We start from the raw sequence: 11,937 nt of genomic DNA on the forward strand, positions 1-11,937 counted from the left end.
GTCGGCTGGACACGACGATTACGCTAGAACCTGACATTGACGTCAGAGGCAAGTGTTTTGGTCGAGGATTTTCGAGAGGAGGCGCGATGCGGATCGGTGAGTTGGCGTCGAGGGCCGGGGTGAGCGTCCGTTCGCTGCGCTACTACGAGGAGCAGGGCCTGCTCACCAGCACGCGCAGCTCCAGCGGCCAGCGCCACTACACCGACGACGAGGTCGAGCGGGTGGTGTTCATCCAGCGCCTGTACGCCGCCGGGCTCTCCAGTCGTACGATCGTCGAGTTGCTGCCGTGCGTCGACTCGCCCAGCGAGCAGAACTCCGAGGAGGCGTTCGAGCGGCTGGTGTACGAGCGAGGCCGGATCGACCAGCACATCAAGGAGATCCTCAGCGCCCGCGACGCCCTCGACCGGCTCATCGACGCCAATCGAGCGCACCACGATCGACTGACGACTCACTGACCTCGAGTCCTCCCGGGGCAGCGTCGATCACTGAGCTCTTCCCCTCCTCGGAGGCGTCCTTACCAGGTCGGACAGCTCATCCCCGGCGAACCACGCTGTGAGCGGTCACCACGACAACCGACCGAACGAAACAGCGGAGCCCCGGCCCCCGCAGGAAAGAGGACCGGAGCTCCGTCCCGCCGGTGGATGACGAGGAGTCGTCCGCAGGCGGGCGGATAGTTGATCACCCGCCAGGCGGACGCCGTCTCCGCTGTGCGCGACTCATACTTTGGCCTGCGCTGCGCCGCCTCTCTGGACGTATTCCTATGCGGAAAGGAACCAAAGAAAATGAGGACGTACAGCAAGGCAGTACACGCCGCGGTGGTGGCCGCTTCGGCGGCGGCCCTGGCCGTGGTCTCGCCCGCACCGGCCGCGTCCGCGGCGGCGGTGACGATCAGAGTCGTGCCGGCCTACTCCGAGACCCAGGAGGAGTCCTCCTCCTGGTTCGTCTGCCCCACCAACCAGGTGCTCACGGGACGGTCGCACTACGGGGACGAGAACGCCGACACGACGTACACCTGTAGTTGGATTTTCATCAACGACGAGCAGGTGCAGGTGAAAATCGGTGACTGGAGCCTCGAATACCGGGAGAACAACTCCAACTACTCCTCCCCGCCGGACCAGGCGCTCGTCGGGCGCCGGCACATCCTGGACGAGAACGGCTGGACCCGGTACCGCTCCGCCTCCCTGTCGTGGCGGGGGCAGACGGTGCGGCTGATCGATCCGGTGTGGACCGGCGACCTCAAGGAGAGCAGACACAACTACCAGGCCGGCACCCAGCGGGTCCTGATCGGTCGTGCGCACTCCGGGGACGAGAACGGCAACACCCGCTACCAGCACGCCTACGTGACCATCGACGCCTGATTCCGGAAAGGGGGACGACATGAAGAAGTTCGCGTTCGCCGCGCTGACGGTCGCCGCCGTCGCGGCGCTGAACATCCCGGTCCCGGCCTCGGCGGCAACGATCAAGGTCGAGTACGTCTACAGCGGGACCGTGAAGGAGTCGGGGGGCGAGGCCGTCTGCCCGGAGGACCAGGTCATGACCGGGCGGTCGCACTACGGGGACGAGAACGCCGACACCACCTACCAGTGCAGTTGGATCTTCATCGACGGCGTGCGGGTGGAGGTGTTCACCGGCGACTGGTACGGCTACGCGAAGGAGAGCAGGTCGAACTTCTCCGCACCGCTCGACCAGGCGATCGTCGGGCGTTGGCACCACGGTGACGAGAACGGCTCCACCGAGTACAAGACCGGGGCTCTCTACCGGCAGGGGATTCAGGTCCGCATCACCAACCGGACATGGACGGGTTCCTACACGGAGAGCAGCCACACCACGCAGGCCGGTTTCAACCAGGTCATGACGGGGCGCAACCACAGCGGTGACGAGAACGGCAAGACGTACTACCAGTACGGAACGGTGACGTTCGCGGGCTGACAGGGTCGATCACCGCCGCTCACCTCCCGGGACGGGCGGTATATCGCACGATTCGGCTTCGTATCACCGATGATACGAAGCCGAATCGTGCGATATGGGGTAGATCATCGAAGTTCTGCTCCCATCATGGAGCCGGCGGACTTCGGCCCTGACTTCCTCCCACGCCTGAAGGCGGGGTCTCCACACGCAAGGAGATTCGATGAACACAAAGACGATCACCGCTTCGGCCGCGGGTGCCTTCGAGCTCGGCGACCTGCCGGTCAACCGGATCGGGTTCGGCACGATGCGCCTGACACAGAGCGGCGCGGCGTTCGGGAACGGCGTCCCGAGTGACCGGGGTCGGGCGATCGGCGTGCTGCGCCGGGCGGTCGAGCTCGGGGTGAACCACATCGACACCGCGGCCTTCTACTTCTCCGCGCTGCGCTCGGCGAACGAGCTGATCAACAGTGCGCTCGCGCCGTACCCCGATGACCTGGTCATCGTCACCAAGGTCGGGCCTGGCCGGGATCCGTCGGGTGAGTGGCTGTGGGCCAGGCCGGAGCAGTTGCGCGGCCAGGTCGAGGAGAACCTGCGCCAGCTCGGCCGGGACCACCTCGACGTGGTGAACCTGCGCATCCCGCGGAGCATGGCGCCCGGCTCGATCGCCGAGCATTTCGGTGCGCTGGCCGACCTGCGCGAGGCCGGGATGATCCGGCACCTGGGCGTCTCCAACGTCACGCCCGCGCACCTCGCCGAGGCCCAGGCCGTCGCGCCGGTGGTCTGCGTGCAGAACGCCTACGGCATCGGCGCACGGCCCGAGGACCACGAGTTCCTGCGCGCCTGCGGGGAACAGGGCATCGCGTTCGTCCCCTTCTTCGCGATTGCCGGGACCGGGCGAGAGACGGGAGCGAGCGTCGCCGAGAGCGGGGAGGTGCTCGCCGTCGCACGCGCGCACGGCGTGACGGCCGCGCAGGTACGGCTGGCCTGGACGTTGCAGTGCGGGCCGCACGTGCTGGCCATCCCCGGCACCGGCAACCCCGACCACCTGGCCGAGAACGTGGCCGCCGGCGCCCTGCGGCTCTCGGAGGAGGAGATGACCCGTCTCGGCTCCGTCCAGAGGAGTGGACGTTGAAGCACCCTCGCCGGGGTCCGCGACAACCTGGATCCGGTACGGCTCCGCGACGGCGGGTGAGGTGACGAAGGGTCAGTCCGAGGTCCGGCGGTGTCCGCGTATCAGGGGCAGGTACACCTCGTCGACGATCTCGACGAGGACGCTGTCGGGCACGGTGGGGACTCCGCGGGTGACGAACTCGTTGCGCAGCAGTACGACGGCGACGGTGGCCACCCGGGGGTGAAGGACTTCGGGCGGAGCCTCGCCGCGGGCCACCGCACGCCCGAGAATCGTCAGCCACATGCCGGACCCGGCGTCGCCGGACTGTTCGTGGAGTTGCGCGAGGAGTTCCGGATCGTCGGCGACGCCCGACAGCAGGCTGCGCAGGATGTCGCCGGTGGGCGAGGACCAGTGGCGGTTCGCGCCACGCAGCAGCTCCAGCACGTCGCCGCGCAGTTCGCCGGTGTCGGGCAGTGGTGCGGAGGCCGCGCTCAGCTGCCGGTAGGCGGCGATGCTGAGCGCGGCCCGGTTCGGCCAGCGGCGGTAGATCGCGTTCTTGTTGGTACCGGCTCGGCTGGCGACTTTATCCATATTTAGGCCCGAATATCCGGATTCGAGGAGTTCGTCGACCGCGGCGCGGAGTATCGCCTGCTCCAGGGCGGCGCCGCGCCGCCTGGTCGGGGCGGCGGTGGGCTCCTCGGTCATCTTCTCTCCTTAGTGGGTACTCTGCGTACCTTGTTTTTCCGCCGACACTCGGTGCTGTCATCCGATTAAGGTACGATAAGTACCGTAAATGCCTCCCCGTCGGAGAGCCCGTGCTCTGACGTGCGGCGGTATCCAATCGGCATTGAGAAGGGTACGAGTCATGCGAGGCAAGGGCATCACCTACGACACCGGCTTCATCGACACCGGTCTCGCCGACGCGGGACCGAGCACCCGCGAACCGTTCGACCCCGACGTCGTGAAGCGGGAGATGCGGGTCATCCGCGAGGACCTGCACTGCAACGCGGTCCGGATCACCGGCGGTGACCCGGACCGGCTGGAGATCGCCGCCGTCCACGCCGCCGACGCCGGACTGGAGGTCTGGTTCTCGCCGTTCACCTGCGACCTGACCACCGACGAACTGCTCACCTTCCTCGCCGACTGCGCCGAACGCGCCGAGCGGCTACGCGGGCGGGGAGCCGAGGTCGTCCTCGTCGCCGGCGCCGAACTCACCCTGTTCACCAAGGGGTTCCTGCCCGGTGACACCCTCGCCGACCGGCTCGCCCTGCTGGCCGAGCCGCATCGCCTGCGCGAGGTGATGGCGCCGGTCCCCGCCCTCCTCAACGACTTCCTCGCCAAGGCGGTGAGCGTGGTCCACGGCCGGTTCGGAGGAAAGGTCACCTACGCCGCGCTGCCGTCCGAGCAGATCGACTGGACGCCCTTCGACATCGTCTCGGTCGACGCCTACACGTCGATCGAGGTGGCCGATCAATATGCCGAGGCGATCCGTTCCCTCGTCGCGCGGGGGAAGCCCGTCGCGATCACCGAGTTCGGGTGCACGACCCACCGGGGCGCGGCCGACCTGGGTGCGCGTGGCATGTTCATGGTCGAATGGGACGGCGCGAAGGCGATCGCCCTGAAAGGCGACTACATCCGTGACGAGGCCGAGCAGGTCACATACCTGAGGGAGTCGCTGGAGGTCTTCGCCGCCGAGGGGGTCGACACCGCGTTCTGGTGCACCTTCGCGTCCTACAACCTGCCGCACCGCGACGACCCTCGCGAGGACTTCGACATGGCGAGCTACGGCCTGGTCAAGGTGCTCGAAGACCGTCCCGGCCGGACCTACCCCGACATGCCGTGGGAGCCCAAGGCGGCGTTCGCCGCCCTCGCCGACTGTTACCGCGACTGAGGACGTCTTTACCAGCGGCTCGCTGTACTTCGGAACACGTTCCGAAGTAGCATGTGGCATGGCTACGCCGACTGTTCCGTTCTCCGATCTGTCAAAGCACTCCAAACGAGTCGCCGAGACCCTCGATCGAGTTCACCGAGTGCATGTGAAGCGCCGAGACGGAGAAGACCTGTTCATCTCCACCGCGCGGCATGACCGGCAGAGAGAGGAGACCGCGGACATCGCGGCCCGTATGGTCGCGGCACTCCTCGCCAGCGACGAAGGCACCCGCGCCGTTCTGCACGCCTTGCCTACGGTCTTCCCCTGGGTGAGACACCTTTCCCTGGAGGAGAAGAGGGAGTTTGTCCAGGAACTCGTCGACGCCACACGGGACGCGGTCGAGCTGGACGTTCATGCCACCATGCATCGGCTCATCGTCGAATGGCGTGCCACCGCTCGCGTCCTCGCCGACCCTTCGCTGACCGCACAGCTCACCCGCCCGCTGCCCGATGACGATCACGGTGAGGTGATCGCACCGTGAGTCCCAAGCGCGGCGACGCGGTGGCTCCGCCGCCGATCGGTGACGAGTGGCACCTGCGGTTCGCCACCAGTGAGGCGGCCAAGGGGTGGGCCGATCTGTGCGCCGAGGCTGCGGACAACACCCGGCGCTGTTTTGAGGCGCTGCGCGACGCCCCGCTGTCGCAGGACGACCCCGATCGACAGCACCGCCTGCGAGGTCGTCTCGCCGCCGGGGTTCTGGGAGGTCGCGAATATCCGCAGTGGGAGTATGAGGTCACCGCAGGTGGTCGCGTGCGTTACCTCGTTGACGAGCCTCGGCGGACCGTCCACCTCGTCTATGCCTCGACGCGCCACCCCAAGGACACCGACGGCTGAATATCGAGAAGCCCGAAGAGGATGGCCTGCGGAATCTCGAATGCCCTCACGTGTCGGCTTCCAGGCCGGTGTGGGCGGCGAGGAAGGTGAGCATGTCGGCGGCGAGGTCGACGGCGCGGCCCGCCGAGCGGGAGCCGTGGCCGACGTCGCCCTCGTGGCGCAGCAGGATCGGCCGCGTGCCCGACGTCGCCGCCTGCAGCGCCGCGCACATCTTGCGCGCGTGCATGGGGTCCACCCGGGAGTCACCGCCGAACGTGGTGAGCAGCGTCGCGGGGTAGTCGACGCCGTCGGTGACCCGATGGTAGGGGGAGTAGCCGAGCAGCCATCCCAGCTGCTCGGGATCGTCGGCCGAACCGTACTCCGACCTCCAGACGGGGCCGAGACCCGAGCGCTCGTACCTGACCATGTCGAGCAGCGGTGCCGAGCAGACGGCGGCGGCGAACAGGTCGGGGCGCCGCGTCAGCGCGGCGCCCACCAGCAGCCCGCCGTTGGACTCGCCGCAGGCGGCCAGGTGCGCGGGGGTGGTCCAGCCGTCGGAGACGAGCTTCTCGGCCGCCGCCGCGAAGTCGTCGAAGGTGTTCTGCTTGCGCTCCAGCATGCCGTCGCGGTGCCAGGCCGCGCCCTCCTCGCCGCCGCCGCGCAGCTGGGCGAGGACGAAGACCCCGCCCGCCTCGACCCAGGGCAGGATGTAGCTGGAGTACGACGGCGTGAGCGAGAGCCCGAAGCCGCCGTAGCCGTACAGGATCGTCGGCCGGGGACCCGAGCCGGGGCGGGCCAGCACGACCATCCGCACCGGTGTGCCGTCCGCGGAGACGCAGACCACCTGGCGGGCTTCGAGCTCGGGCACCTGCACGGCGCCGGGCGCGGGGCTCCACAGCGACGTCCGCCCGGTGCGCGTGTCGTAGCGGTGCACTCCCAGGGGTGTGACGCTGTCGGTGTAGGTGAACCAGACCTCGTGGCCGCCCTCGGGGCGGGTGGTCATCTCTCTCGCCGAGCCGAGGCCGGGCAGCGGCACCAGGCCGCGCCGGTTTCCCGTCACCGCGTCGTGGACGCTGATCTCGCTGACCGCGTGCCGGGTCCAGCTCACCAGGAGCGCCTGGTCGGCGATCGCGAACTCGCCGATCACCGCCTCCGGATCCTCCTCGACCAGGTCGACCCAGTGCTCGGGACCCGGCCGCGCCGGGTCGGCCACGCACAGTCGTCCCCGGGGCGCGTCCAGCGTGGTGAGCAGATACAGGCGCCCGTCGCGGCCGACGGCGGGCGCCGTCATCGCGCCCGCCGCTCGCTGGATCACCCGCAGGTCGGGGCGCTCGGGGGAGGAGGACGACAGGTCGGCGAGCCAGAGGTCGTTGCCGCCGTCCGCCATCGCCGAGACCGTGAGCCAGCGCCCGTTGTAGCTGATCCCCAGGCCGTACGAGCGCTCCTCACCCATGATCACCGCGTCGTCCTCGGCGGGGGTGCCGAGCCGGTGCAGGCGGACCTGGCGGGAACGGACGTAGAAGAACGCCTTGCCGTCGGGCAGCCACGCCACGGGCGCGTACCGGCAGCGGTCGATCGGGCCGTCCACCACCCGGCGGGTGGCGACGTCCATGACCCGCAGCTCCGACCGCTCGTCCCCGCTCCTGGACAGCTGGTACGCCACCAGCCTGCCGTCCAGGTCGGGCTGCCAGTGGTCGAGCGTGGTGAGCCCGCTCGGGTCGAGCTCCATCGGGTCGATCAGTGTCTCCTCCGCCCCGCCGGGGTCGGTGCGGTAGAGGACCGCGTGCTCCTGGGAGGCCGTACGACGCAGGAAGAACCGGCTCCCGCCCCGCCACATCGGCGTGCCGACCGTTCCGGCCCCGGTCAGCGCGGCCACCCGCGCGTGCCACAGGTCGCGTCCCGGCAGCGTGCCGGCGTGTTCGCGCCACAGTTCCCCCTGAGCGGCCGTCCACCTTCGCGTCGCCGAGCTGTCGGGGTCCTCCAGCCACCGGTACGGGTCGGGAACCGCGCGACCGTGCAGGTGGTCGACGACCGGGTGCCGTTCCGCGGGGGGGTAGATCATCGAACTCCTCCGGTGTGAGGTCCCCGGGCCTCGGCCCTGGGCGGGGAACACGGCGAGCAGGGTGTGCGGGTCGCGAGGGGCCGGAAGGCAGGGAACACGAAGGAGGTCAAGGCACCAGCTCCTGGGTGCTCGACGGATCCCACTGTCCGGCCAGGTCCGCGTACAGCGGGGAGGTGGCGAGCATCTCCTCGTGCGTGCCCAGCCGGACGCTGGTGCCGTCCATGACGAGGATCCGCCGGGCGCGCAGGGCGGAGGTGAGCCGGTGGGCGATGACGAGGAGCGTGCCGCCACGGCGGGCGAACGCCTCCTCCGCGCGGGCCTCGGCGGCCGGGTCCAGGTGACACGTCGCCTCGTCGAGGATCACCAGCCGGGCCGGGGCGAGGTAGGCGCGGGCCAGGGCGACCAGCTGTCGTTCCGCGGGGGAGAGCGACCCCGAGTGGATCTCGGCGGAGTATCCGCCCAGCCGCGCCACCAGGTTCGTCAGGCCGACCGCGGTCACCGCGTCGTCCACCGCCTCCCGCGAGGCGTCGGCCAGGTAGGTCAGGTTCTCCAGCAGGGAGCCGCGGAAGACGTACGCCTCCTGCGGGATGAGTACCCGGTCGGCGGGGTCGAGCCGGTCCGCGGGCACCCCGCGCGCCAGGACCTCGCCCGACCTCGGCGGGAGCACACCGGTCAGGAGCGCGGCGAGGGTGGACTTGCCGATGCCGCTGGGACCCACGACGGCGATGTGGTCCCCCTCCGGGATCACCAGGTTCAGGCCGTCGATCACCGGCTCCGCGTGCGGGCCGTACGCGAACGTCACGCCGCGCAGTTCGGCCCCCCCGCCCCGCGCCGCGAGCCGCCCGCGCGCCCGCGCGGGCGGCTCGCCGTCGCGCAGGAGCCTGCCCAGCGCCACCCGCAGCCGGACCCCGTTGATGCCCAGCCCTTCCACGAGGTTGCCGAGCGCGGGCGCGAGCGACTGCGTGACGTAGGCGAGGGCGCCCAGGATCACCCCGGCGCCCGCGCCCTCGCCTACGAGCCGGGGGGTCGCGAACAGCACCAGCAGGACCGGCAGCCAGCCGCCCACCGCGAGCGACAGCGTGCGTAGCGCGGTCACCCGCGCCAGCGACCGGGCCGCGCGGGCCTGCTCCGACACTCGCAGGCCGACGTCGTCCGCCAGCCGCTCCTCGGCCCGGCAGGCGGTGATGTCACGCAGCCCGCCCACCGTGGTGGCCAGCGCCTCGGCGGTGCGCTCGTCGGCGAGGATGAAGTCCCGCTGCCGCCTGGCCAGGGCGCGCAGCGACAGCAGGAAGACGACAAGGCCCGCGACGAAGGGGGGGAGCACCAGCGCGAGCACCTCGGGTACGAGGGTCGCGAGCCCGAGGACGACGCTCACCACGGTGAACGCGAACGACCTCACCACCGTGATGACCGAGGCGAAGGCGTCGCGGGCCAGCTCGACCTGGAGGTTGGAGCGGGCCACCGCGGCGGCTCCCGGCCCTCGCCCGGACATGACCGAGTGGCGCAGCGCGTCGTCGACGACGTGCGCGAGCAGTTCCTCGCGGAACGGCTCCACGATCGAGGCGACGGCCATCACCACCTGCCGGGCGCCGACCGCGGCGAGCAGCCACGCGCCGCCGAGCAGCGCGAGCCAGGCGAACCCGGTCGCGGGACGCCCCGTGCCGAAGCCGTCGTCGATCGCCCGCGCGATGGCCAGGCCGATGACGAGCGAGGGCGCCGTCTCCGCGACGGACCAGCCCGCGAGCCTGACCAGCTGGTACGGGTCCCTCCTGAGCGCCCGCCGCAGGGGCCTGCCGGCGACGCGTGCGTCCGAGGGATTCACGACGTGCCCGCCTGGAAAGACGTGCCGGTCCGGGAAGACGGGTCCCCCAGGGAAGGGGGATCCTCCGGGGAAGGTGGGGCCGCGAGGGAGGACGCGTTCGCCGGAGAAGGGACGCGGGCCTGGAAGGGCGCGCCCGCCGGGGAGGACGCGCCGGCCCCGGAGCCGGAGGAGGCGTCCGCCTGGAAGACGGCACGGTAGGCGGGATCGGCCCAGAGCGCGCGATGACCGCCGCACGCCCGTACCCGGCCCTCGTCCAGCCAGATCACCCGGTCGGCCGCCGCCGCGGTCGCCACCCGGTGGGTCACGATCAGCCGCGTACGGTCGCGCAGTTCCCGCGACAGCGCGCGGGCGACCTGACGTTCGGTGACGGTGTCGAGGCTGGAGGTGGCGTCGTCCAGGATGAGCAGGCGCACCCCCTGCGCGAAGGCACGAGCCAGGCCGAGCCGCTGCCGCTCGCCTCCGGACATGGGCGCGTCCTCCAGCGGTGTGTCGTACCCTCCGGGGAGCCGCCTGACGAAGATGTCCGCGCGGGCCGCCCGCGCCGCCGCCCGCACGACCTCGCCTTTCTCACCCGGCCGGCCGTCGCACCCGGCGCCTGGGGTGGGAGCGTCGAGCCCCAGGGCGACGGCGGCGCCGACGGTCTCGCCGAGCAGCGCCGGGCGTTCGAAGGCGTACCCGACGGCGCGGCGCAGCGCCTCGCGGGAGAGGTCGGGCAGCGGGACGCCGTCGAGGAGCACCGTGCCGTGGCGCGGGTCCACCAGCCGTCCGGCGACCGCGGCGAGCAGGGACTTGCCCGCCCCCGAACGGCCGACCACGGCCACCGCCTGCCCACCGGGGATGACGAGATCGACGTCGTGCAGGCCGCCCGCGTCGACGCCGCGAAGCTCAAGCGTGCCGGGACCGGCGGGCAGTGAGCGCCCACCGTAGACCCGCGGGCTCTCGGAGACCAGCTCCTGCACCCTGGCCGCGGCGGCCCGCGCCCTGGCCAGACTGCCGATGTAGCCCAGCGCCGAGCCGAGACCCGCGCCGAGCACGACGTAGCGGGCGGCGGCGTACAGCTCTCCGGCGGTGAGGTCCCCGGCGGCCAGGCGCAGCCCGCCCACCCCGAGCACGGCCACCTCCAGCAGCGGGACCACCGCTCCCGCCTGCACGCCGGCCCGCGCGTTGGCCCGCCACATGTCCATGGCGTGGCCGCGCAGCCTGGGCAGGGCGGTCAGCACCCGCGCCCGCTCCTGGTCGGCGGTACCGGCCGCGGCGATCGTACGGGCCCCGGCGAGGGCGTCGACGAGGCGGGCGGCGATGTCGCTCTGCGCCGCCTGGTAGTCGCCCGCTATCGAGGTGCTCACGGTGAGGAAGGCCCGCAGGACGAGGGCGATGAGGACGAGCCCGGCGACCAGTGTCACGGTCAGCAGGGGGTCGATGAGGGTGAGGGCCACGATGCCGCCCGCGGTGGGGATGACCAGCGCGGCCCCGGTGACGATCGACTCGGGGGCGCGTCCGATCTCCTCGGTGTTCAGGCCCATCCGGGTGACCAGGTCTCCCTCGGGGAACCGGTGGGTGATCGTCGGCCCGACGCCGAGCACGTTCCGTACGACCCGGTTCCTGAGCCAGGCCGAGGACCGCGCGCCGCTCGATCCCGAGGCCCAGACGCCGAGGGCGTCGCAGAGCACGGTGAGGGTCACGGCGGCGGCGCAGGCACCGAGCCAGGTCGCCGCTCCGGTGCCGCCGGGCGCGCCGGTGACGAGCTCGTCGACCGTCCTGCCCAGCACGAGCGGGAGCGCGAGCTGCGCGAAGGCGCCCAGGACGGAGGTGGCCACGAGGACGGCGAGCCAGGGTCCGCCACGCCGTACGGTGTCGACCACCAGCCGATCCGCTGCTCGCACGTTCGCACCTTCCTGAACCGACCGGCTTCCCGGGTTTCCTCGAACTCCCGGGCTTTCCTGGTGTTCCGGCCCCTCCCGGAACGGGAGTGCCCGGGACGGCCGCCGTCGCTGGCCGTCCCGGGCACGGGGTCTTACTAGTGGCAGAGCAGGAGGCTCAGGTTGCTGGGCTTGCCGGACTCGCAGCCCAGGACCGTGAGGGTGCTGCCGCCACCGCCGCCGCCGTGGCCGCCGCCGGGGGTCTCCAGGGACTGCAGGTCGAGAAGAACCATCGAAGTTGCTCCGTTTCTACGGGTTGTGTGGAACGGGGAAGGACTAGTGGCAGAGCAGGAGGCTCAGGTTGCTGGGCTTGCCGGACTCGCAGCCCAGGACCGTGAGGGTGCTGCCGCCACCGCCGCCGCCGTGGCCGCG

The 11,937-nt window shown here is 71.1% G+C and carries 13 protein-coding genes; 7 read left to right on the forward strand and 6 right to left on the reverse strand.

The features are described from left to right. The first annotated feature begins 86 nt into the window (after positions 1-86). From AB0B96_RS20185 to AB0B96_RS20200, 4 genes are all read left to right on the forward strand, one after another. Positions 87-455: a MerR family transcriptional regulator gene (locus AB0B96_RS20185; RefSeq protein WP_362900645.1), complete on the forward strand. Its 369-nt coding sequence runs from the start codon at positions 87-89 to the stop codon at positions 453-455. A 327-nt stretch (positions 456-782) separates the two neighbouring features. Next, complete coding sequence (locus AB0B96_RS20190) at positions 783-1,358, forward strand: hypothetical protein (protein ID WP_362900647.1); 576 nt, start codon at positions 783-785, stop codon at positions 1,356-1,358. Positions 1,359-1,377: 19 nt separating this feature from the next. Continuing rightward, complete coding sequence (locus AB0B96_RS20195; protein WP_362900649.1) at positions 1,378-1,929, forward strand: hypothetical protein; 552 nt, start codon at positions 1,378-1,380, stop codon at positions 1,927-1,929. A gap of 199 nt (positions 1,930-2,128) precedes the next feature. Next, positions 2,129-3,040, forward strand: coding sequence for an oxidoreductase (locus AB0B96_RS20200; protein WP_362900651.1), 912 nt, complete (start codon positions 2,129-2,131; stop codon positions 3,038-3,040). A gap of 72 nt (positions 3,041-3,112) precedes the next feature. On the opposite strand, the gene AB0B96_RS20205 is transcribed toward AB0B96_RS20200, so the two are convergent. Next, positions 3,113-3,724, reverse strand: coding sequence for a TetR/AcrR family transcriptional regulator (locus tag AB0B96_RS20205; protein ID WP_362900653.1), 612 nt, complete (start codon positions 3,722-3,724; stop codon positions 3,113-3,115). Between the two features lie 142 nt (positions 3,725-3,866). Here AB0B96_RS20205 and AB0B96_RS20210 point away from each other — a divergent pair, with 142 nt between their 5' ends. The 3 genes from AB0B96_RS20210 (at position 3,867) to AB0B96_RS20220 (ending at position 5,783) form a co-directional block, all read left to right on the forward strand. Then, positions 3,867-4,910, forward strand: coding sequence for a hypothetical protein (locus tag AB0B96_RS20210; protein ID WP_362900655.1), 1,044 nt, complete (start codon positions 3,867-3,869; stop codon positions 4,908-4,910). Positions 4,911-5,055: 145 nt separating this feature from the next. After that, positions 5,056-5,430, forward strand: a complete 375-nt coding sequence (locus AB0B96_RS20215) for a hypothetical protein (protein WP_362900657.1) — start codon at positions 5,056-5,058, stop codon at positions 5,428-5,430. Then, on the forward strand, positions 5,427-5,783 hold the full coding sequence (locus AB0B96_RS20220; RefSeq protein WP_362900659.1) for a hypothetical protein: 357 nt from the start codon (positions 5,427-5,429) through the stop codon (positions 5,781-5,783). The genes AB0B96_RS20215 and AB0B96_RS20220 overlap by 4 nt, the downstream gene beginning before the upstream one ends. A 46-nt stretch (positions 5,784-5,829) precedes the next feature. Here the strand turns inward: AB0B96_RS20220 and AB0B96_RS20225 are convergent, their stop codons facing one another. The 5 genes from AB0B96_RS20225 to AB0B96_RS20245 form a co-directional block, all read right to left on the reverse strand. Next, positions 5,830-7,824: a prolyl oligopeptidase family serine peptidase gene (locus AB0B96_RS20225; RefSeq protein ID WP_362900661.1), complete on the reverse strand. Its 1,995-nt coding sequence runs from the start codon at positions 7,822-7,824 to the stop codon at positions 5,830-5,832. A gap of 106 nt (positions 7,825-7,930) precedes the next feature. Continuing rightward, positions 7,931-9,646, reverse strand: a complete 1,716-nt coding sequence (locus tag AB0B96_RS20230; protein ID WP_362900663.1) for an ABC transporter ATP-binding protein — start codon at positions 9,644-9,646, stop codon at positions 7,931-7,933. Beyond that, positions 9,643-11,529, reverse strand: a complete 1,887-nt coding sequence (locus tag AB0B96_RS20235; RefSeq protein ID WP_362900665.1) for an ABC transporter ATP-binding protein — start codon at positions 11,527-11,529, stop codon at positions 9,643-9,645. The genes AB0B96_RS20230 and AB0B96_RS20235 overlap by 4 nt, the downstream gene beginning before the upstream one ends. Before the next feature lie 134 nt (positions 11,530-11,663). Then, positions 11,664-11,798 carry a SapB/AmfS family lanthipeptide gene (locus tag AB0B96_RS20240; RefSeq protein WP_350944088.1) on the reverse strand — a complete coding sequence of 45 codons (135 nt, stop codon included), beginning with the start codon at positions 11,796-11,798 and terminating at the stop codon, positions 11,664-11,666. 43 nt (positions 11,799-11,841) lie between these two features. Beyond that, positions 11,842-11,937: SapB/AmfS family lanthipeptide (locus AB0B96_RS20245; RefSeq protein ID WP_362900842.1), on the reverse strand; the 96-nt coding region annotated here is incomplete at its 5' end.

The organism is Streptosporangium sp. NPDC049046, assembly GCF_040649155.1.
GTDB lineage: Bacteria > Actinomycetota > Actinomycetes > Streptosporangiales > Streptosporangiaceae > Streptosporangium.